Raw genomic sequence first — 22,455 nt, forward strand, 5'->3', positions numbered from 1 at the left:
TAGTCCAGTTGTTTACTTATAGCGAATTAAGAGGTTGCCCCTTTTTATTAGGAATAAGGGTAACACCAGCGAATGTGATTAACACAATTCCTGTGAAGATGAATCCACTGACTACACCAAGTGATAACCATCCGAGTAATGAGGAGCCCAACACTACTCCTAATGAGAAGAAGGCATAAAAATAACCGTATGCTTTCCCACGGATTTCAACAGTCGTAGAGTCAATTAATAGTGAATTCACAGACGGGAATAATAAACCGAAGCCAATGCCGTAACAAGCCATTGCTGTATAAAGTAACGTACTTGAATCAGCCTGACTAATCAGTATTTGGCTTAAGCCCATTAAAGCAATACCGAGCGATAATGTTTTTACTGGAGCTACTTTATCAAAAATGCGATTACTCGGCAATATAAATACAAGTACAGCAACAATACCGAAAGCACTCATTAAAGTACCGCTTAAGCGTGAATCAAAACCTAAAGATTGAACCTTTAAAGGTAGTAAATAGGCAATGACACCTTGTGAAAACATTAAAAAGAATGCGCCTGTGAAAGCCTTTAACGTACCTACATTATTAAAAAATACACTAATTGGGATATAGGTTTTAGAAGAAGACTTTTCTTTTTTTACTTTATTAGAGTTTAGTAAAAAGAAAGAAAGGATACCTAACAGTAGCATAAAACTTGCAGTAATATTAAAGACAAAAGGTACACTAGTACGACTTGCTAGGATACCACTAAAAGCTGGACCGATAATGGCTGCAATCCCTACAAATGCTCCGGAAATGGCACTACCTTTGCCCCGCTTTTCTTGCTCTGTAGCATTAGCTAAAAATGTAAAAGCAGCAGGGACAATAAAACCAGCAACTAGTCCATGAATAAAGCGGACTATTAATAGGGCAAGTGGTGCATCTACTAAATTATATAATGTTAGTGAGAGTCCTGTTGTTAAAAGACCGATAATTAATATGATAAAGGGTCCTTTACGATCGGTTAAAAAACCAGAAATAATATTCCCGAACGTATTAGAAAGAGAATACATACCAACGGCAAGGCCAGTTAAAAAGGCAGATGCACCTAAAGATTCTGCATATGTACTCATTACAGGAAGCTGAGTAAATAGGTCAAAAAATGAAAAGAATATAATCAAATAGATAAACTTTTTCATAACTCCTCCACTACAAATTACGACATAGTGGGTTTATTATACCATTTTCGACAAAAAAAGAATGCCTAATAAGTTGAACTTATTAGACATTCGTGAATTGATAAAATTAAGCTTTAGCAATTTCTTTTTTCATTGTTTTGTTTTTCGCAAGGTTTACGTGCCAAGAAAGAGCCTCTTCTAAAATATGAGGAGTTTGTTGGTTACCTGTTGCTTCAATAGCACGGTTGTAGTAATCCCATAATTGTTCTTTGTAATCTGGGTGTGCACAGTTTTCAATGATTAAAGGTACACGTTCTTTTGGTGCTAAACCACGTAAGTCAGCAATACCTTGCTCAGTGATGATTACATCTACATCATGCTCAGTGTGGTCTACGTGAGAAACCATTGGTACGATTGAAGAAATCGCTCCGCCTTTTGCATAAGATTTTGTTACGAAAATACCAAGACGTGCATTACGTGCGAAGTCTCCCGAACCACCGATACCATTCATCATACGAGTACCTGATACGTGTGTTGAGTTTACGTTACCGTAGATATCTAACTCAAGAGCAGTGTTGATTGAAATTAATCCCAATCGACGGATAAGCTCAGGGTGGTTAGAAATTTCTTGTGGACGTAAGCAAATTTTATCAGCATATTTTTCTAAATTGCCGTATACTTTTTTCTGTAATTCTTCAGTAAGTGTAATTGAAGTAGCAGCTGCAAATTTAACTTTACCAGCATCGATTAAGTTAAATACAGCGTCTTGAAGCACTTCTGATGCAACGACTAAATCTTCGAATTCAGAATCTGCGAAGCCATCAAGTACAGCATTTGCTACTGAACCTACGCCAGATTGTAATGGCATTAATTGTTTTGTTAAACGACCCGCTTTAATTTCATCACGGAAGAAGTCTAATAGAATGTTAGCCATTCCTTGTGTTTCTTCATCTGGTGGTACGATTAATGAAGGAGCATCTGGCTCTTCAGAAATAACAATCGCTTTAATTTTAGCTGGATCAACTTTAATACCGATTTCACCAATGCGTTGCATAGCATCTGTCATTGGAATTGCTTCACGATTACCTTGTTCTCCAGGAACATAAATATCATGGATACCTACTAAAGCTTCTGGATGAGAAATGTTTAACTCAATAATAATATTTTCTGCGTATTGAGCAAAGATTGGTGAGTTACCTACAGAGTTTGTTGGGATAATATAACCATCTTCTGTAATAGCAACTGCTTCAAGAATTAAATATTTAATTGGTCCGATAATTCCTTGACGCACTAACTCAGCATTATGAGAAAGGTGAGCGTCTACATATAGGACATCGCCAGAGTTAATTAAGTTACGGATACCAGCGTCACCTTGGAATGGTCCGCGTTTACGAATTGCACCAGCTTCAGCTAAGTATTTATCTACTTCTGGTCCTAATGATGCACCTGTGTATACATCAATTTTAAATTCTTCATTTTTTGCACGCTCAACTAATGCCATTGGCACTACTTTTGCATCCCCAGCACGAGTAAAACCACTCATACCAACTACATCACCGTTAGAAATAAGCGCTGCTGCTGCTTCAGCAGTGACAATTTTACTTTCAAGTTCTTTTAAACCTAGGCGTTTTTGAATATTTGCATCCATAAAAAAATCCTCCCCTAAATCATTTTGATGGAAACCGATTACAAAACTAGAAAAAACCTGTATGAATTTTCTGTTTATTTAGTTGTAGTATGACTCCAACCATTTGATTAATACTATCACCAATTTGTCACAAAAACTTTATAATTAGCATTAAATTAAGTAAACGAAGAAAAAATGAGCGGAAGGCTGATTTTTCGACAGAGAAAACGTTTTATTGTAGAGCTGAGGTTTCAAGCTTTAAATTAAAAAGTACAGCAAGCTATCCTGAAGTAGGTACTTGCTGTACTAGAGAAAATTAGAAGCCTAAAGAACGACGGAAATAACTTGCGTAACGTTGACTAACAGGGATACGCGTACCATCTTTCATTATTAATAAGAAAGTTGAGTGTGAATCTGGTTGAATTTCATCAATGTAATCAATGTTTACAATATAAGAACGGTGACATCTAATAAATGAGTCAGGTGCTAAAAATAGCTCAAGATCACTTAAATTTAAACGGTGGTAGCCTTCTCGTCCCATTGTTTTAACAAATGTTTTACGAAGCTGTGTTTCAAGATAAATGACTTGATCGTGCTTAATTGGATACCAACAATCATCGATTTTAATCGTAATATAGTTTGTTAAAAATGCAGATGGCTTTTGCGGGAAGATGGCTGTGATAGCACCTTTTGTTTCTCCTTCTTCCATTAAAGGAATACTCATACCATAGTAAGCAACACCAAATACATCAGGTTCGATATACGTGCTGATTTTTTGATTATAGCTTAAAGCCTTATGTGCAGCTGAACCTTCTTTAATCGGATCACCTGGCTTAATTTTTAAATCAACCTTTTTGCTCGGTTGGTAGTACAAGTATTCATTTGTATCAGAAATTGCGATTGAAGTATTCTCAGGGAAAAACTCCTTAATAATCTCCATGATTTCTTCTATTTGTTTTGGATCCACTATTAGCACCTCGTTTTAACTTTTAAAAATAGTATTATCATCTATTTTACTACATATTCGTATAAATTATATAGAGAAGATTTCGGAATAAAAAAGAGATATGTCGTTTCCTGAAATAAAAAGTAGGATAAATGCTTACATAATATTCAAAATGGAGTAATTAATTACTAATTACTTTTTTAATGTATATGGTAAAATTTAAATGTCTATTAATAAGTTTCCAAGGTTTCAACTATCTTTATATGATAAATAAGAACTAGAATGATGTGTAAAATGTGGTTGAAAGGAAATCGCAGAATATGGTAAAATTCACTGTAAAGTATATTTTTTTTTAAGACTGGTGTTTAAGTTGGGTTATTTTTAAGCTATATTCAATATATAATTGTGTAATAGGACTCAATTCATATGATAGATAAGTAAATACTTTTTTCTTATTTTGAAATTGTAATTTGATGTCAAATATTGTAATGTAATTCGTGCACTCTGAGGAAAGATGGGGAAGATTATGCAACTACATCAACATTCTATGTCCGAAACGATATCAAAAAGATACTTCCAAGAAATCGATAATATTAACCAATATGTCGGCGTAGAAGAATTTTTTAATATTGAGTCAAAGTTAATATTTGAAATTTATCATTTAGAATCTGCGAAGGCGAAAAAATCCTTGCATGAATTAATTGATATTCTTTCTATACGTTTTGGCAAGCAAGTTATTAAAATTGTGAGAGGTTATTTTTCTGTGTTAGCGTCGATTGTTGCTCGTAAATTGCTAGACAATCAAGTACCTTCAAAAAAAGCCTTTGCTTTTAATATTGCTTGTAATGATATGATTGAAAACCAAATGAAAGACGCTGAATTTTTGCAATTTGCTGATGATTTAATTGATTTCTTTGTCTATTTTATCGCAGATAGAAAGCAACCGACTTTCCGTCATCAGACAGTCAACAAAGTGATTATGTATATAAATGATGAGTTAGAAAATGATCTGACAGTAGAAAGTATCGCGAATAACTTCCATATTAGTACTAGTCACTTATCACGTATTTTTAGAGAACATGTGGGCATAACATTGGTTGAATATTTAAATGTACGTCGAGTAGAAGAATCACAATATTACTTACGACATACAAATAAAAGCATTACGTCAATCTCAGACCAATTCCATTTTTGTAATCAGAGCTACTTTACACGTATTTTTAAAAAATACACAGGTGTAACACCTAAGCATTTCCGTGATGAGTTACACCATGAATTTTACCGTTTTGAAATGAACGAGACTGAGATGCAAAACGTATAATTTTAATCATGGGCATTGAATGACTGGCGCTAAATATAAAAACATACTGATAAGATGCGATCGTATTAGCGATGCTAAAGCGCGCATCTTTTTTTATATGAAATGATCGCCATAGTTCCAAGCTTACAAAACACCTAGGAAGAATTGATAAGTAGCGCTTGCTATTTGATAAAGGTAGTCTTTATAAGGTATACTTCACATTAGTTGAAAAATAATAGTAGGTGGAAAAATGAAAAATTTGAAGCTATTATCAATGCTTGGTCTTGTTGTTTTTGTATTAAGCGGCTGTCAAGCAGTTGAGAACAAAGAAGGCTTTTTCTATAGTGTTTTTGTAAAACCTATGGAATTTTTACTGGAGTTTTTCGGAAATGATATTTTTTCAGGTAGCTATGGTTTAGCGATTATCGCCATTACGGTCCTTATTCGTTTAGTCTTAATGCCGATTATGTTGAAAAACTATCGTCAGCAACAATTAATGAAATCGAAAATGGATGCCTTCAAACCTGAAATGGAAGCCGTTCAGAAGAAAATGAAGGAAGCAAAGACAAAAGAAGAACAAACGCAATATCAGCAAGAAATGATGGCATTGTATCAAAAGCATGGTGTTAATCCGTTAAATATGGGTTGTTTACCGATGTTAATTCAAATGCCAATCATTATGGGTCTCTACTTTTCAATTTTATATTCTGCCGATGTGAAATCACATGAGTTTTTATGGTTTAGCTTAGGTTCACCAGACATTGTTATGACAATTATTGCAGGGATTGTTTATTTAGTACAAGCACGTGTATCTTTATGGACTGTACCTGAGCAACAAAAAAAGCAAATGAAAATGTTTATTTACATTTCGCCAATTATGATTGTCTTTATTTCTATGTCCTCTATGGCAGCTCTACCTCTTTACTGGTCTGTCAGCGGAGCATTACTAATTCTTCAAACATATATTGGTCGAAAATATTATTCGGAGCATCCCGAAAAAGCAAAATCATAAATGAATTTATGTCGAGGCGCTTGTGTAGCCTCGATTTTTTTTAGGAGGAAAACAGAGTGAATACAAAATGGATATCATCAATTCTTGTGGCAATTTTTAGTATCGCGGCAATTGTATGCATCATTTTAGGAAATTTCAACTTTGCTGTACTAGCGATGACAATCATGTTTGCCATGTCTAATGGTTTTAGAGCGAAAAGTTTTAAGGAGCAGGGATATATTAAAGAGGCAAAATGGATGAAGTATATGTCTATCTTTTTCTCGATAGCTTCAATTGTTGTCCTTATTATCATTTTTACAGAATAATAGTGAAAAGCTTCACTTAAAAATGTGAACAGTGATAAAATAAAACTATCAAATGAAAATGTTATAACTTGCTTCAGCACAAGTACTCCACTTCAAGAAGTGGTGGATGAATGCCTTGAATATGCACTGAAATCTATGGGGGTTCAAAACCTTGCTGAACCAAGTTAAAAGCCCCGGCGGATGTCACGGATTTTTTACATGAGCTTTTCGAGCAAGCTCGAAAAAATCTGGACGCCATTACGCCGAGGCGTAATTGATTAAAGGTCTTAAGGTTGCTTAAACTCTCGATGAAACGACCTGTCTGGTAGTTGGGCAACCCTGTATCTGTACAAAAGGGGCAAAAAAAGTGAAAAAAAGTCGTTTACCACTTATTATTGGTGCTGTTATTTCAGTGGCATTGATCGTTTCAATTTTTGTAGTTATAAACTATAAAAAAAGCCAAGTAAATGTAGCATCTGATGAGGAACAACCAGTAGCACAAAAAGGCAAAGAAGATGAGCCAACAAAAGAACAACCAAAAACACCTGATAATACATCTGAGCCTCAAGAACAGCCGGATGAAAACGGTTATTACCCAAATCAAACTATACCAACAGAGCCTACTTATATTGATGGTATTTTATTAGCTAATAAAAGATATCCACTACCATCAACATTTGCACCTGGTGAAAGTCCAGAGGCTCGTCAAGCGTTAAATAAGATGATAGCAGAAGCGAAGCAACAGGGTTTTAACTTAGTGGCGTTTAGCGGATATCGTTCATACGAATATCAAACAACATTGTATAACAACTATGTTAAGCGTGATGGTCAGGCTGCTGCGGACCGCTATAGTGCGCGACCAGGTTTTTCTGAGCATCAAACAGGCTTAGCATTTGATATTGGTGAAGTTGGCAAAGATGATTTATGGTTGACTGAGGAATTTGGAGAAACACCAGCTGGACAATGGTTATTTAATAATGCTGCGCAATTTGGTTTCATTTTACGATTCCCTCAAAACAAAGAAGACATTACAGGTTATATGTATGAATCATGGCATTACCGTTTCGTTGGAGTCGACATTGCGAAAAAAATTAAAGAACAAAACCTTACTTTAGAAGAATATTTAGGCGTGAAATAACAATAGAAGGCTACTATCGTTGATTTCCACTACAGCGGGTGCTTTCCGCTCCAATCAACTGACCGTGTTGAAAGGAGATCCCATTTTATTACCTAAATCAGGGGAGAATTGTTTAAAAGTGCCCGTAGCGAAAATCAAAAATAAAGAAAAAGTGTTAGATTGATTTGAAGTCAATCTAACACTTTTTCTTTTTGTATCAGCATGATTTGAACAAGTAGTTTACTACAGTACTGGTGTTAGTAAACGTGAGATAGATTCCTTAAACTTGATCATGTTCGAACGATTTTGATACATCTCCCAAGTTAATTCCGTGCAATCTAAAATATCCTTTTCAAATAGCTCCGCTAACTGATGAGAAATTGTTGAATCGTAAATAAAAGCATTTACTTCGAAATTTAAACTGAAACTTCGTACATCGATATTGGCAGTTCCGACTGTAGAAGCCTCGTCATCGATAATAATGGCTTTAGCATGAATAAATCCTTTTTCATAAATATAAACTTTTGCCCCAGCGCGCAGTAATTGCCCCACATAAGAGTATGTAGCCCAATAAACAAACATGTGGTCCGGTTTGTTTGGAATCATGATACGAACATCAATACCTGAAAGCGTAGCAATTTTAATGGCATCTAAAAAGCTGACATCTGGAATGAAATAAGGGGTTTGAATATAAATATATCTCTTGGCCATATTAATAAGCTTTAAATAACCAATTTTAATTTGTTCCCACTCAGAGTCTGGTCCGCTCGAAACAATTTGTAAGCCTACATTACCTTTTTTCGGAATAGCAGGGAAGTAGCGATCTGAATAGCCCATTTTTTGCTGTGCACAAGCTTGATTCCAATCTAGCAGAAAGCGTGTTTGCAACGGATGGACGGCACTACCTTCGATACGTAAATGTGTATCTCTCCAATAGCCAAATTTCTTTTGAAGTCCAAGGTATTCATCTCCTACATTAAAGCCCCCAATATAACCAATACGACCATCAATTACTACGATTTTACGGTGATTTCTGAAATTTAGACGTGGATTAAGCAGTGGGAATATTGAGGGGAAGAACACTTCAACCTCACCGCCCGCTTCAAGAAGTTCTTTGAAATGCCTTCTTTTAACATTACGTGAGCCCATTTCATCATACAAGAGCCTCACTTTAACCCCTTGTTTTGCCTTTTTAATCATTGCGTCGACGAGACGCGTACCTAAATTGTCTAAACGAAAGATGTAATATTGAATGTGGATATGATCTTTTGCTGCTTCGATATCTTTTATAAGCTGTTCAAATTTGTCTGCACCATCATCAAAAATAGAAATATGGTTGTCTTGTGTTAATACGGCATTATTCGTTTTTAAATGCATGTAAATCATCTCTTTATAATTTTCAGCATTTTCAATACGAAACTCAAATGTATCATCTCGAATCGTATCCATTTGATAGCTAATCAGATTATCAATCCCAATATCCTTGCGCCCTTCCCAACGAAACAAATGTTTCTTCCGCAGTTGCCTGCCGACTAGTAAATATAAAATAAATCCAACTAATGGCAAGAAAAATAGGACGAGAATCCATGCCCATGTAGAAGAGGCATCTTTACGTTCTAAAAAAATTATGGTCATCGCTGATAAGATGTTAAAGATTAATACTAAAGGTACTAGATATTCTACATCTGTAAAAATGCTCATTCCTGCACCCCTCTACTATTTTTCATATAATACTTAGTATAGCCTACTTTTCAGGTGGAAAGAAAGAAGAGTCCGCTATTTGTTGTCACCATAGAAAAGATTACCCTAAAATATAAAGAGGTAATCCGCAGCGCTTCTATAAATGAAAGTGTATAAATACGGATGCTTGAAATTCGTGCTGTATGGACTGTGCATACTATAATAGAAAACCGGCAAGCCTCCCCTGTGGTATGGCTTGCCGGTTTTGACTACTGTGGATGCCCCCTTCAAGAGAAGGCGGGGCATCTTACTAACTTATGAATAACATTCCCATTGAAATAGTATATCGGAAAAATCTTGTTGTAGAAGTTTATCACGATTGATAAAAAACTTACCTACGCCACTATCCGCCCACATAATACCGAATTCATCATTAGAATCTATTTGTAGTAAAAGTACATCATATCGTTGCAAAAGCTGAGATGCATGTCGAATGTCCTCATCTAAAAAATATGCATAACCACCTATCTTTGCCCCTGCACCTAAAAAATGCTGTAAATAAATTTCATATAAATTAACATCATAATTTTGCGTTGCTATTAGGCTAGGTAAATGATGCACAGCACGATAATCTAACGCTGAAACAGGTTCTTGCGTGTAGTGAAATTGTAATGCTAATTCCTCATTAATAGGAAACCAATCATTTGAGGATTGTGTTAGGTTATTATGTGATGGCATAGTTATTTTGGGTTCTACTGTCGGGTAAAATCGTACCTTATAAAACTGTTGGAAAATATCTTCTTTATAGTGCGCTGCATTGGCAAAAATATTAGATGATATAAAAAATTGTAAAATACCTTGTGTAGGGAAATCTTGTATGAGCGGTATTTCTGCAAAATTTATTTGAGCTAATAAACGCATAGATTCACCAGTAATGTCTTTTGGAACTGTTTGATAATATGGTAAATAAGGTTCACCAGCAAATTTACTTTCTGTTAATGAAGTTGTTCGTTTAGATGGCGAAATAATTATCGCTGGAGAAAGCGAATCTTCAATTTCAGAACGTAATGGGTAGAGCTCTCTAGGTAGAGATAAATTTATCGTTTTGTTCATGCAGTGCCCTCCGAGTTTACACTTTCAAACATTGATGTCTTTAACTAACATAATCAAAAACGTTTGTTACTATAAGGTACGACATTTTGTAAGTAAATTATTCAAGGCGTAAAGTTTTATTTGATGCGTTATAAATAAACATTAAACTAATTGAGATAATGGCGATTGTTGCAGCAATGTAGTAGCCAAGATTTGATTCCATTGTGAATAACCATGTAAAGAATAGAGGGCCGAGAATACGTCCTAAATTGTCCATAGAATAAGAAAGGCCTGCTGCTGTTCCGTATTGGCCACCAGATTCTTTGGAGGATAGTGACACAACACATGTTCTTGCAAGGGCATTTCCTGCTGTGAATACACAAAGAGCAAATCCTGCCATTAATAGATTGCCTGTTAAAGTAAATAAAATCATACCAAGTGCAGTAACGATTTGAGCTCCAATAAGCCAAGAAGTTTCCGTACCATTTTTAATACGACGAACAACACCGCCTTGTATTGCCGCATCTACAAAACCACTAAACATAAATAAATAACCAATTTGCAATGGTGTTATGTGTATGCGATCAATTTGGAAAAGCTGGAATGTTGCTTCTACTCCTGCGAGCATAAAAGTGACTAAAAAAGAGAACATAAATAAATAACGAACTCGGTATTGAAGCATTTTGCCAACACCTTTTGGTACAATTGCACGTTTTGTTACATCTTTTCGTTTTTCTGGTTCTTTTAAGACGAAAATTGCATAAATAAATAATAGCGCAATTAAAACTGCTGATGCGATAAATGGTAGTTGCAAGCTATAATGACCTAGCATGCCACCAATTGCAGGACCGAAGATAAAACCTAGACCGATGGACATGCCCATTAAACCCATGTATTTATTACGATCTTCCTCGCTCGACATGTCACCGATAAAGCCTGTTACCGCTGTATATAGTGCACCTGAGAATAAGCCGCCAACGATACGTGATACGTATAGCATCGTTAAATTATCAATAAATATTGAAAAGATAACGAAGCTTAGACTGAATCCAACCAATCCCGTTAAAATAAGTTGCTTTCTTCCGACTTTATCGGATAGCTTTCCCCACAGTGGTGCAGTAAAAAAACTTGCAAGTGAATACACTGTCAGTAAACCGCCTACATGAATGTTTTGCCAGCCTTGTTGCACAATGACTTCTGGTAAGACTGGAATAATAATTCCGAAGCCTAAGTAGACGAGAAATTGTACTGACATTAAGAGTAAAATTGGTTTTATCATTTAATTTCCTGCTTTCTTACAATATTTCAGTATGTATATTCTACCTCTCTTGTTCTTGCTATTACAAGGAAACGTAGGTAAAGCATTTTGTTCGGTACTGTAAAAAGTTTTTTTAAATTGATTTTTATTTTGCTGAGCGGTTATTCCACAATATTTATTTCTTCTTCTATTCCCTCCTTTGGTAGAGGTTTTAACAGGTCCCAAATATCCGTATTGAATGTCAAAAAAATGAGGAAATACGAATAGAACCAATGAGATATGCAAAGAATATAGTTATATCAAATCAGTTTATTTTTTGCCGTAAAAAATGGTCATTAAACATAATTTACATTGTAACAAAATTGAAAAATATTAAAGGCGAGTTAAATGGTATGATAGATAAAGATAAACTCGTCTGACATCTATAACATAGAAAATTGAAACTTTTTTGGAAATAAAACGTTATATAAAATCGAGGAAAGATTGAGGTGGAATGTATGACAAAGGAAGTAGATTTGAAAAAGATTGTTTCGAATTTATCGAAGTTGGGTGTGACTGCCACTGTAACGAAGTCTCGACTTGAACTTTTAAAAGTGCTCACACCTCCAACGCAAACTCCGCAAGTTCAAGCTTAACTCGTTTTACAAAAAAAGAATGGATAGTCTTTTGAAAATAAGACTATCCATTCTTTTTTATTCAAGTTTTTAATCATCTTCATCATATGTTGTAAACATGTAAGTACGATAATGGAAACGCATGCTAAAGACCAGTCCGATGGCAAGTGCATTCCCCATTAATGAACTTCCTCCATAACTAATGAACGGAAGCGGAATACCCGTAATTGGTAGTAATTGAATTGTCATTCCGATATTTTCGAATACGTGGAACGTAATCATAGCAATAATTCCTGCACATACATAAGTTGAAAAAGGATCTTTTAACAATAGTGTTGTTTTTGTTAAATGATAGATTAACAAAAAGAAAATACAGATTACGATACTTGCACCAATAAATCCCCATTCCTCACCAATGACGGTGAATATGAAGTCCGTATGATTTTCTGCTACGTACACTTCGCGTCCACGGAAACCTTTACCAAAAATTTCACCCGAACCAATGGCGTTTAAGGAAGTGATTAAATGGTAGCCATCACTGGATGAATAAGAATAAGGATCTAGCCAAGAATAAATTCTGGCAAACTGGTAAGCTTTAAACCCAAATGTTTTTTCTAAAAAGTCCTGCATATACAGCGCCATCCAAAGGAGACTTCCTCCGATAGCTGCTCCACCTAAAAAAGTAGGTAATATAATCTTCCATGAAATCCCTGCAACAATAACAAGTGCTGCAGTAATCGCAAAGAAAACAAGTGCAGAACCAAGGTCTGGCTGTTTCATAATAATACCAAGTGGTATAATCAACGTTATAGCAATTTTGCCTAGTAAAATGAAGTCGGATTTTATGGATCTTAAAGAATAAACTTCATGATGCTTACTAATAAGTCGCGCAAGTGCTAAAATATAAAATGTTTTCATAAATTCGGAGGGCTGGATATTGCCGAGTGGTGTATGGAACCAGCTTTTTGCTCCATTTACAGGCTCACCAATCTGACCTTTTCCTTCCGGCATGAAAATAAGTAATACTAAAAGGGCGATCCCAGCTCCATACATATACCAAGCCATTTTTTTATATTGATCGGGTTCGAAAAACATAATGACACCGATAATAACTGCACCAATTACATACCACTGTAACTGCTTTGGCACGTAGTTAATACCGTATTGTCCAGAAGTTTGCGCAGATGCAATAGCTAACAAACTAATGACAAGAAAAGTGAAAAGTATAAAAGCGAGCGTCCAGTCAAAACGGTTCACGAAATTTCGTTTATTTTCCATAAAAGCCACCTAAAATAAAATAGTTTAAAGAGATGCGTGTATACGCATGTTGAACATTAACATTATAACGCAAAAAACAATTTTACGCCTGAGTATATTGTTCTGACGACAAATAGCATAAAATGTTTCAAAAAATGATGATTAGTTTTATAATGAAGTGAAGAATGGGGTGATGGATGTGGCTAAGAAATTAAAGTCAGCTGAAGATTTTATGTATCATATATACGTTCATATGAACGATGTCGATAAATTTGTTATTTTTAGCGGGCTTAAGCTCTCGCAATTTGTGGCTGCTTTAGATCCACTGCATCACTTACTTTTACTTAAGCATTCCTATGAAGATGGATCATTTAATATGCATACACAGTTTGATTATGTACCTGATGAGGAGGTTCCTCGTTTTGTAAAAAAGGCTACAGAGTCAAAAGAATTGTGTTGGATAGATTTTATGGATGAAAAGAGGCTAGATCAGCTGACTGCGATGGAGCAGGGAGAACTGCTTTATATTAGCCATAAAAAGGAACCGATTACATCGCCATTCTTTAATAAATTGCAAAATCGGTTTGTTTATTGTTCTTCGGATGTAGAGAAGATGACAAAAATTTATTTTCGCCATTTAAGTGATTCAGATTTACTAGTTGCAAATGTCATTAATTCTTTAATTCGTGAGAAAGAAAGAAGCACGGGCTTTTGGAGACGTAAAGTCAAATCGAGTATTCCTTGTCTTACACCTGAATTTTTAAGAGCTTATCGTTCTTTTGCAAAGGACGGTGCATTATTATCGCTGTATCGCATCGAGAAGCCGAAAGCAGCATATGGTATAGAAATTCGTAACTTATCAGATTATTCCTTCCCAGATGAGGTCTGGGATGATTTAAATACAATTTTGAAAAACGAACACGATGAATTGATTCAAATTATTTAGCTCTATTTAGCAGGCATTCCACCAGCCAAATATGAAGGGAACCGAAGCGAGTGATTGTATGTCATTTACTTCGGTGACCAACTTTCGAATGAATAAGGCACTCAAATCTCACCGTAATTTTAACGGTGAGATTTTTATGTCATTTGTCAAGACGTTTCGTGATAAACTAATAATACTCAAGAAGTATGTGGAGGGCACAAAAATGAAAAAAAGAATCGGTTTATTATACGGCGGAAAATCAGCGGAGCATGAAGTGTCATTGTCGACAGCGTGTGCGGTCACTGGAGCTTTGAATTTCGAGGAGTATGAGATATATCCGATTTACATTACACAAGATGGGGAATGGCGACGCGGTGAGCGTCTAGAAAAACCTGCAAATTCGATTGAAGAATTACAATTTGGTGATGAAGCCATTATTTTAGAAAATAATATTACAGCATTTTTAATCGATAATAACGGGACAGCTGTACAATTTGATGTTATTTTCCCTTTACTGCATGGAACAAATGGGGAAGATGGAACTGTACAGGGCCTACTTGAAGTCTTGAATCTTCCGTATGTTGGAAATGGTGTATTGGCGTCATCAGCAGGTATGGATAAAGTAATTATGAAGCAATTATTTGAAATTGCGGGTTTACCACAAGTGCCATATACGTACTTCATTCGCAGTGAATGGGCTAACGAACAAGAAGCTATTTTAACACGCTGTGAAGAAAAATTAACTTGGCCAATGTTTGTAAAGCCTGCCAATTTAGGTTCAAGTGTTGGCATTAGTAAGGCTTCAAATCGTCAAGAGCTAATTAAAGCGATCGAAGTGGCTTTACAATTCGACCGTAAAATTGTAGTAGAGCAAGGAATTGTAGCTCGTGAAATTGAATTGGCTGTATTGGGCAATGATTTTCCAGAAGTCTCAGTGCCAGGTGAAATTAAGCCTATGACTGAATTTTATGATTATGATTCGAAATATAAGGATGGCTCAACAGCGCTCATTATTCCTGCAGAGCTTCCTACAGAAGTTGTAACAAGCTTAAAAGAACATGCAAAAAGCGCGTTTAAAATTTTAGATGGAAGCGGTTTAGTACGTGCTGACTTCTTTGTTACAGCAGATCATGATATTTATATTAATGAAGTAAATACAATGCCAGGTTTTACACCTGTTAGTATGTATCCACTTCTTTGGCAACACACAAATGTAAGCTATCCAGAGCTTATTAATCGTCTGATTGCGCTTGCACTTGAGCGTTATGAAGAAAAACAACAGCTTCACTATAAAAAAGACTGAGTGGGATTATTGTGAAAAAGACATTAAAGCAATTAGCAGCATGGTTGAATGAAGAGGAGCCGACTTTCGGAGAGACGGTTGTAACTGGTATTTCTATTGATACAAGAACAATCAATCAAGGAGATTTATTTGTACCATTTCGTGGAGAATTGGCAAATGGTCATAAGTTCGTACTACAAGCTTTTGAAAAAGGTGCAGGTGCTTCGCTTTGGCAAAAAGATGAACCGAATCCACCAGAGGGTGTTCCATTATTATTTGTCGAAGATCCAGAGCAAGCCTTACAGCGAATGGCACGGGCTTATCGCGATGAGCATAAGGCGACTTTTATTGGTATTACAGGGTCGAATGGTAAAACTTCAACAAAGGATATTTTAGCAGGTACGCTTGCTCCGTTTTTTAAAGTGCAAAAAACGATTGGCAATTTTAATAACCAACTAGGATTACCGATTACGATTTTACAGCTCGATGAGGATACAGAAGTTGCAGTGCTGGAAATGGGCATGAGTGGCTTTGGTGAGATAGAATTTTTAACAAAATTAGCTCGACCTCATATGACGGTTATTACAAATATTGGTGAGGCGCATATGCAAGATTTAGGCTCTCGTGCAGGCATTGCCAAGGCGAAGTTTGAAATTATTCAAGGTATGCAGGATAACGGTGTACTATTTTATGATGGTGATGAACCATTATTAAAAGAACTCGTTGCAAAAGAGCAAAATTTAAATGCCAAGGCATTTGGTTTAGAACCAGGCGATTTGCTATATGCTGAGAATATTGAAGCAACTGCCAATGGAAGTAGCTTTACAACGCATGGCGCGATTGAAGGTGAATTCTTTATCTCGGTTCTTGGTAAGCATCAGGTGAAAAACACATTGATTGCAATGCTTATCGCACAAAAGCTAGGGTTAAATGATGAACAAATTCGCGAATCATTAAAAGGTGTAACTTTAACTGATATGCGCATGCAACAAGTACAAGGAAATCAAGGTGCATTATTTATTAATGATGCATACAATGCTGCACCTACATCTGTAAAGGCGGCCATTCAGTTTATTGCTACAACAACGATTCGACCAGAAAAGTGGCTTGTCTTAGGCGATATGCTCGAACTGGGAGCTAATGAACAAAGCTTCCATGAAGACTTATCACTAGCTATTCACGAAGGTGAAATTGACTACGTGTGCTTATATGGTCCGCGTATGGCATATTTATATGAAGTTTTAAAAGACCGTTTTGATGCTGATCATTTACTATATGAGCAGGATGATTTTGCACCTATTATTGCAAAGCTTCAACAGGCAACGGAGCAATCCATCGTTTTATTAAAAGGTTCACGAGGCATGAAGCTAGAGACGATTTTACAAGCATTTACTTCATAATTAACGAGTGTAAGTATAATAAATAGTTACCTATAGGGTAAAAATCCGCTTTGGCTGCAATAGACATCATATGCGGATTTTTACCTTTTATTGAAAAAGGCAATATAGGATGCCTTTATGGCGGGCTAAGTTGCGCGTATAATGTCCACTTTTTAGAGGTGAGAGTAATGGCAATAGGTGTTTTATGTTTACATGGATTTTCAGGTGGCGCTTACGAGGTAGAGCCGTTTACAACTTATTTACGTGCTAATACAGATTGGTTAATTGAGACTCCGACTTTATCAGGACATGGGGAAGATTTAAACATGAAAGGTTTTACAGCAATGCATTGGTTAATGGATGCGGAGCTGGCTTTTCGAGCGCTTGCCAAAAAGGTTGATGAAATCATTGTCGTTGGCTTTTCAATGGGCGGGATTATCGCGCTATACTTAGCAAAGCGTTATAAAGTAAAGAAGCTCGTACTGCTTAGTGCGGCAGCTAAATATGTAAGTCCTAAGCAACTTGTAAAGGATTTTAAAATGCTAGCGACTGAGGCATATCATCGAAACCTTTCTAATAATGAGCTGTATTTGAGATATCGCCATAAGTTTAATAATGTGCCATTATCAGCAACAATTGAATTCATGAAACTCGTTCAAAAGGTTGCGCCGTATTACCAAGATATCAAAGTGCCAGTTTATATTATTCAAGGAAAATTAGATGGTATTGTGCCGTATCATACCGCCCGATTTTTATTTGATCAACTAGCCTCAATAAATAAAAAGTTGTATTTTTCTGACAATGGCAAACATCATATATGTTATTGTGAAGATTGTTTTGACTGGTTTGCGAAGGTTTTAGCGTTTTTAAAGGAGCAATAAAGTAGTCAGATTATTACGACTCATGCGTTATCGTTGCATACGGTTGATTACCATGATAGACTAGTGTAAGCAATGGATACATTTTGTGCGAAGACTCTTCATAATTTGGTTGAAGAGTACTTTTTTTTGAACATAACGGTTTTATTCTAAGTGAATAATTACGCAGAATCGAACCGCTCGGTAAAGACCGGGCTTTCCTTTTCATATAAGAGAGCTCTACATGAAACCTTTGTAGAGAAAATTTTTAAGTAACGGAAACGTTCCACAACACAGGCTCGAATTTGCCGACAACTTCATCTGAAAATGTAACCATTTGTCAACTTAAAAGGAAAAAAGGAGATTGAGAAGTTTGACAAATTTTTCAGAATTAAATATTAGCGAATCTACATTACGTTCAGTAAAACGTATGGGATTCGAAGAAGCAACACCAATCCAAGAGGGAACTATTCGTTTTGCCATTGAAGGTCGCGATGTATTAGGTCAAGCGCAAACTGGTACAGGTAAAACTGCCGCTTTTGGTATTCCACTTATCGAGAAAATCGATCCTAAAAACCCTAATATCCAGGCATTAGTAATTGCTCCAACTCGTGAATTAGCGATTCAAGTTTCAGAAGAACTATATAAAATCGGTTACGACAAACGTGTGAAATTATTATCAGTTTACGGTGGTCAAGAAATCGGCCGTCAAATTCGTGCACTGAAAAATAAACCACAAATTATTGTTGGTACACCAGGTCGTATTTTAGATCATATTAATCGTCGTACTTTAAAACTAGAAGATGTTCAAACGCTTGTACTGGACGAAGCAGATGAAATGTTAAACATGGGCTTCATCGATGATATTAATTCAATTTTAGAAAACGTACCTGCTGAGCGTCAAACATTATTATTCTCAGCAACAATGCCACCAGCAATCCGTAAAATTGCTGAAACATTTATGCGTGAACCTGAAATTGTAAAAATTAAAGCAAAAGAATTAACAGTGGATAACATTGAACAATTTTTTGTGAAAGCTGCTGAACGTGAAAAATTCGATGTTTTATCTCGTCTATTGAATGTTCACCAACCAGAATTAGCAATTATCTTTGGACGTACAAAACGTCGCGTAGATGAGTTAGCACAAGCTTTATCAATCCGCGGATACCTTGCAGAAGGAATTCACGGTGATTTAAGCCAAGCAAAACGTATTTCAGTTTTACGCCAATTTAAAGAAAATAAAATTGATATCCTAGTTGCAACAGATGTTGCCGCTCGTGGTCTTGATATTTCAGGCGTTACACATGTATATAACTTTGATATTCCTCAAGATCCTGAGTCTTACGTTCACCGTATCGGTCGTACTGGCCGTGCCGGAAAATCAGGTCTTGCAGTAACGTTTGTAACACCTCGTGAAATGGGTTATTTACGTATCGTTGAAGAAACAACGAAAAAACGTATGACACCACTTCGTCCACCAACAAATGACGAAGCTTTAGTAGGTCAACAGCGTTTAGCTATTGAGACACTTGAAGGTATTATTTCAACTAATAACTTAGGTGATTATCGTACATTAGCTACAGAAGTTCTTGAAAACCATGATGCAATTGATGTAGTAGCTGCTGCATTACGTTCATTAACAAAAGAGCCGGATGATTCGCCTGTTACAATTACAGAAGAACGTCCATTACCAATGCGCCGTGAGCGTTCTGGCGGCGGCGGTGGTCGCGGTGGCGATCGTAACGGTCGTAACAGAAGCGGTGGCGGTCGTAGCTTTAGCGGTAACCGTCGTGAAGGTAGTGGTGGCGGAGATCGTCGCAGCAGTGGAGGCCGTCGTGAAGGTGGTCGCCGTGAAGGTGGAGCTCGCCGTGAAGGTGGACAAGGTCGTTCACGTGCACCACGTCGTCATGAAGACTAATTAATTTTAAAACTTCCAACCTTACAGTCAAATCGACTGTAAGGTTTTTTTATATTTATATTGAAACAAATTAGTGTTAGTGTACGTATACATAGGTAATGAAAAGAGGAGGAACAACATGAGAGCTGAACCAATCCATCAAATTTCCCGAAAAGGGTTAACTGTATGGCGATTATATGGTGTGTTACAAACATTACTATTGTTAGTCGTCGCAGCATTGGTATGTTACGGTACTTATTATTTTGATTGGCCATCATTTATTTATATCATTGCAATTGCTGTTGTTTTATTAAGTGCCTTTTTATTGGCGTATTTATTCCCTAAAATCCGATGGGAGCGTTGGAGATATGAAGTGCGTGAGCATGAAATTGAAGTACAACATGGTTTATTTGTTGTAAAACGCACACTTATACCAATGGTACGTGTACAACATGTTGATACTACACAAGGGCCTATTTTAAAAAGATATAGCTTAGGAAATATTTCAATTTCTACAGCTGCCACAGTACATACAATTCCTGCACTTGTCATGGATGAGGCAGATGGACTTCGTGCACGTATTTCGGAATTAGCAAGGGTGGCAGAAGATGATGTCTAATGAAGTGTATCGGTTGCACCCAGTATCGGCCATTATTTCTAGTGTCAAAGCGCTAAAAAGTATGATATTACCTGTTGCGATTATTATTATTAGTAACGGTTTTAACTTTTCATTTAACTTCCGCAGCGAACATTTTTTTGAAACAGTTTTATTGTTTGGAGTGTGGGGTGTAGCAGCAGTGCTTGCACTTGTTGGTGGTATCGTTAAATGGCGTACTTTTGTTTATTGGTTTGAGGATGGCGAATTACGGGTGAAGTATGGGTTATTCGTAAAGAAGAAGCGTTATATTCCATTTGAACGCATTCAAAGCTTGAATTACAATGAAGGTATTTTTCATCGGCTATTCGGATTAGTAAAGGTGCAAGTTGAGACTGCGGGGAATAAAGGCGGTAAGCCAGAGGTAGAATTGACAGCTATCCAGAAAATAGCAGCAGACGTAATAGAACAGGAAATGCGTCGTGCAAAAACGCAATTCGCTCAACACATTGACGTTGAACAGTCACCTGAGCAAATAGGTGAAGTAATGGTTCCGGCTATTTACCATATGTCGATGCGGGATTTACTTGTATTAGCAACGACTTCTGGTGGGATAGGAGTAGTATTGTCTGGGCTTGTGGCAGTAGTCTCACAGTTTTCGGATATTATCCCTTATGAAGAGGTTTTTCATGAACTGGCGGATTTTGTGAAAGTTGGGGCATTTTTAGTTGCCTTAATGGTCATGTTCGTACTTATCATTGCATGGTTAGTATCGGTTGTTATAACACTTGTAAATTATTACGATTATACAGTTCGTATTGAAGATGAAAAGCTAATGATTACTAAGGGGTTACTGGAGAAGAAAAGAATTACACTGCCTTTAAACCGTATTCAGGCAATCCGAATTGTTGAAAATCCTTTGCGACAAGTATTTGGCTTTGTCACTGTTGTTGTAGAAAGCGCTGGTGGCAACGGTGAAAAAGGTCGAGATAAGAAAATTGCGTTATTCCCATTAATTAAAAAGCAAGATTGTTTACAAACATTAGTTCAGCTTTTCCCTGAAATGAATTGGCAACCTGAATTTACGAGGGCTCCGAAACGAGCACGTCCATTCTTTTATCGCATAGATTTTTTATGGCTTGTACCGATTTTAGGTGCTTGTAGTTATTTCTTATATCCTTATGGGTTGTTGTCATTATTACTAATTCCATTATCAATATTGCTTGGCATTTGGCAACATAGAACAGCGGGTTATATGATTGACGGAAAGCAACTCGCAATGCAATATCGTATTTTCAGTCGTATCACATTGTTTATGGAGAAAAAACGTATACAATCTATGGAAAGTAGTCAAACGTATTTCCAAAAGCGCAAGCAAGTGATGTCTATAAAAGCCACGGTAATGTCAGGAATGTCTGGTATGACAGGTAATGTACCAAGTCTAGAGCAACGAGATGCAGAAACCATATTATCTTGGTATGAACATTAATAGATAAAAAGCCAATCTTTACATGAAAATGTGGAGAATGGCTTTTTTTATATACAATAATAGGAAAAACGCGTTTATAATAGAATAAATCAACGAAAAGGGGTGGGATTGATGTTTAAATACAGCATAAATGAACACACATATTTAAAAATGTTGGATTTAAGTGATGTAGATGAATTATTTGCGCTAACGGATCGTTCGAGAGAGACTTTACGTGAGTGGTTACCCTTTGTAGACAATGTGAAGACGGTCAAGGATACGGAACAATTTGTACGAAATGCGATGCAACAATATGCCGATAATAATGGAATACAGGCTGGAATTTATTATGATGGTAAGCTAGCGGGAGTTATTGGTTATCATCAAGTGAATTGGCAACATAAATGGACGAGCATTGGCTATTGGCTTGGAAGTGATTTTGTTGGCAAGGGGCTTGTGACAAATTCTATGAGGGCATTCATCGATTTTGCTTTTGACTATTTAAAGTTAAATCGCATTGAGGTACGTGTTGCAGTAGGAAATATTCGTAGTCGTACAATTCCAAAAGTGTTAGGTTTTAATGAAGAAGGACGATTAAGAGATGCTGAATGGTTGTACGATCATCATGTGGATCAAGTTGTATATGGGATAACCGCGGCAGAATGGAAAAAAATAAAAATGGCTAAAGAGGCTAATGTTGTACTATAATTTCAACGAT

20 protein-coding genes are annotated in these 22,455 nt (G+C 36.3%); 13 read left to right on the forward strand and 7 right to left on the reverse strand.

Annotated elements, in window-relative coordinates; genetic code table 11:
- Positions 1 to 16: 16 nt before the first annotated feature.
- From NSQ74_RS05685 to NSQ74_RS05695, 3 genes are all read right to left on the reverse strand, one after another.
- Positions 17 to 1,168 carry an MFS transporter gene (locus NSQ74_RS05685; RefSeq protein ID WP_340822028.1) on the reverse strand — a complete coding sequence of 384 codons (1,152 nt, stop codon included), beginning with the start codon at positions 1,166 to 1,168 and terminating at the stop codon, positions 17 to 19.
- A gap of 106 nt (positions 1,169 to 1,274) precedes the next feature.
- Positions 1,275 to 2,795 carry a succinate CoA transferase gene (locus NSQ74_RS05690; RefSeq protein ID WP_340822029.1) on the reverse strand — a complete coding sequence of 507 codons (1,521 nt, stop codon included), beginning with the start codon at positions 2,793 to 2,795 and terminating at the stop codon, positions 1,275 to 1,277.
- A gap of 295 nt (positions 2,796 to 3,090) precedes the next feature.
- Positions 3,091 to 3,741: a LytTR family DNA-binding domain-containing protein gene (locus tag NSQ74_RS05695; RefSeq protein WP_173479405.1), complete on the reverse strand. Its 651-nt coding sequence runs from the start codon at positions 3,739 to 3,741 to the stop codon at positions 3,091 to 3,093.
- A gap of 505 nt (positions 3,742 to 4,246) precedes the next feature.
- On the opposite strand from NSQ74_RS05695, the gene NSQ74_RS05700 reads away from it, so the two are divergent.
- From NSQ74_RS05700 to NSQ74_RS05715, 4 genes are all read left to right on the forward strand, one after another.
- Positions 4,247 to 5,041 (forward strand): helix-turn-helix transcriptional regulator, encoded by a 795-nt coding sequence (locus tag NSQ74_RS05700; protein WP_173479406.1) that lies wholly within the window; start codon positions 4,247 to 4,249, stop codon positions 5,039 to 5,041.
- 229 nt (positions 5,042 to 5,270) lie between these two features.
- Positions 5,271 to 6,032, forward strand: a complete 762-nt coding sequence (gene yidC / locus NSQ74_RS05705; RefSeq protein WP_340822032.1) for a membrane protein insertase YidC — start codon at positions 5,271 to 5,273, stop codon at positions 6,030 to 6,032.
- Positions 6,033 to 6,088: 56 nt separating this feature from the next.
- Positions 6,089 to 6,337: a hypothetical protein gene (locus NSQ74_RS05710; RefSeq protein WP_340822033.1), complete on the forward strand. Its 249-nt coding sequence runs from the start codon at positions 6,089 to 6,091 to the stop codon at positions 6,335 to 6,337.
- Positions 6,338 to 6,683: 346 nt separating this feature from the next.
- On the forward strand, positions 6,684 to 7,454 hold the full coding sequence (locus tag NSQ74_RS05715; protein ID WP_340822035.1) for a M15 family metallopeptidase: 771 nt from the start codon (positions 6,684 to 6,686) through the stop codon (positions 7,452 to 7,454).
- Positions 7,455 to 7,676: 222 nt separating this feature from the next.
- Here NSQ74_RS05715 and cls read toward each other — a convergent pair whose 3' ends face one another.
- The 3 genes from cls to NSQ74_RS05730 all read right to left on the reverse strand — a co-directional run bounded on the left by cls (position 7,677) and on the right by NSQ74_RS05730 (position 11,484).
- Positions 7,677 to 9,134: a cardiolipin synthase gene (gene cls, locus NSQ74_RS05720; RefSeq protein WP_340822036.1), complete on the reverse strand. Its 1,458-nt coding sequence runs from the start codon at positions 9,132 to 9,134 to the stop codon at positions 7,677 to 7,679.
- 294 nt (positions 9,135 to 9,428) lie between these two features.
- Entirely contained in the window at positions 9,429 to 10,226 is a 798-nt protein-coding gene (locus tag NSQ74_RS05725) for a YwqG family protein (protein WP_340822037.1), read from the reverse strand.
- Positions 10,227 to 10,323: 97 nt separating this feature from the next.
- Positions 10,324 to 11,484: an MFS transporter gene (locus tag NSQ74_RS05730; protein WP_340822039.1), complete on the reverse strand. Its 1,161-nt coding sequence runs from the start codon at positions 11,482 to 11,484 to the stop codon at positions 10,324 to 10,326.
- A gap of 476 nt (positions 11,485 to 11,960) precedes the next feature.
- On the opposite strand from NSQ74_RS05730, the gene NSQ74_RS05735 reads away from it, so the two are divergent.
- Positions 11,961 to 12,098, forward strand: coding sequence for an Lmo0850 family protein (locus NSQ74_RS05735; protein WP_004232019.1), 138 nt, complete (start codon positions 11,961 to 11,963; stop codon positions 12,096 to 12,098).
- Between the two features lie 69 nt (positions 12,099 to 12,167).
- On the opposite strand, the gene NSQ74_RS05740 is transcribed toward NSQ74_RS05735, so the two are convergent.
- A complete protein-coding gene (locus NSQ74_RS05740; RefSeq protein WP_340822040.1) occupies positions 12,168 to 13,355 on the reverse strand; it encodes an FtsW/RodA/SpoVE family cell cycle protein in 1,188 nt (395 codons plus the stop codon).
- Between the two features lie 172 nt (positions 13,356 to 13,527).
- Here NSQ74_RS05740 and NSQ74_RS05745 point away from each other — a divergent pair, with 172 nt between their 5' ends.
- The 8 genes from NSQ74_RS05745 (at position 13,528) to NSQ74_RS05780 (ending at position 22,445) form a co-directional block, all read left to right on the forward strand.
- Positions 13,528 to 14,280 carry a hypothetical protein gene (locus NSQ74_RS05745; protein ID WP_340822042.1) on the forward strand — a complete coding sequence of 251 codons (753 nt, stop codon included), beginning with the start codon at positions 13,528 to 13,530 and terminating at the stop codon, positions 14,278 to 14,280.
- 202 nt (positions 14,281 to 14,482) lie between these two features.
- On the forward strand, positions 14,483 to 15,562 hold the full coding sequence (locus NSQ74_RS05750; protein ID WP_340822043.1) for a D-alanine--D-alanine ligase: 1,080 nt from the start codon (positions 14,483 to 14,485) through the stop codon (positions 15,560 to 15,562).
- A gap of 11 nt (positions 15,563 to 15,573) precedes the next feature.
- On the forward strand, positions 15,574 to 16,941 hold the full coding sequence (locus NSQ74_RS05755) for a UDP-N-acetylmuramoyl-tripeptide--D-alanyl-D-alanine ligase (protein WP_340822044.1): 1,368 nt from the start codon (positions 15,574 to 15,576) through the stop codon (positions 16,939 to 16,941).
- A 167-nt stretch (positions 16,942 to 17,108) separates the two neighbouring features.
- A complete protein-coding gene (locus tag NSQ74_RS05760; protein WP_340822045.1) occupies positions 17,109 to 17,801 on the forward strand; it encodes an alpha/beta hydrolase in 693 nt (230 codons plus the stop codon).
- Positions 17,802 to 18,150: 349 nt separating this feature from the next.
- Entirely contained in the window at positions 18,151 to 19,695 is a 1,545-nt protein-coding gene (locus NSQ74_RS05765) for a DEAD/DEAH box helicase (RefSeq protein ID WP_340822047.1), read from the forward strand.
- 118 nt (positions 19,696 to 19,813) lie between these two features.
- A complete protein-coding gene (locus NSQ74_RS05770; RefSeq protein ID WP_340822048.1) occupies positions 19,814 to 20,293 on the forward strand; it encodes a PH domain-containing protein in 480 nt (159 codons plus the stop codon).
- The gene (locus tag NSQ74_RS05775; protein ID WP_340826412.1) at positions 20,286 to 21,758 is read left to right on the forward strand and encodes a PH domain-containing protein; all 1,473 of its coding nucleotides are present in this window, start codon (positions 20,286 to 20,288) and stop codon (positions 21,756 to 21,758) included. The genes NSQ74_RS05770 and NSQ74_RS05775 overlap by 8 nt, the downstream gene beginning before the upstream one ends.
- Before the next feature lie 111 nt (positions 21,759 to 21,869).
- Complete coding sequence (locus tag NSQ74_RS05780) at positions 21,870 to 22,445, forward strand: GNAT family N-acetyltransferase (protein WP_340822050.1); 576 nt, start codon at positions 21,870 to 21,872, stop codon at positions 22,443 to 22,445.
- Positions 22,446 to 22,455: the final 10 nt, after the last annotated feature.

The sequence above is a fragment of the Lysinibacillus sp. FSL W8-0992 genome (assembly GCF_038008685.1).
In the GTDB taxonomy this organism is placed as follows: Bacteria; Bacillota; Bacilli; order Bacillales_A; family Planococcaceae; genus Lysinibacillus.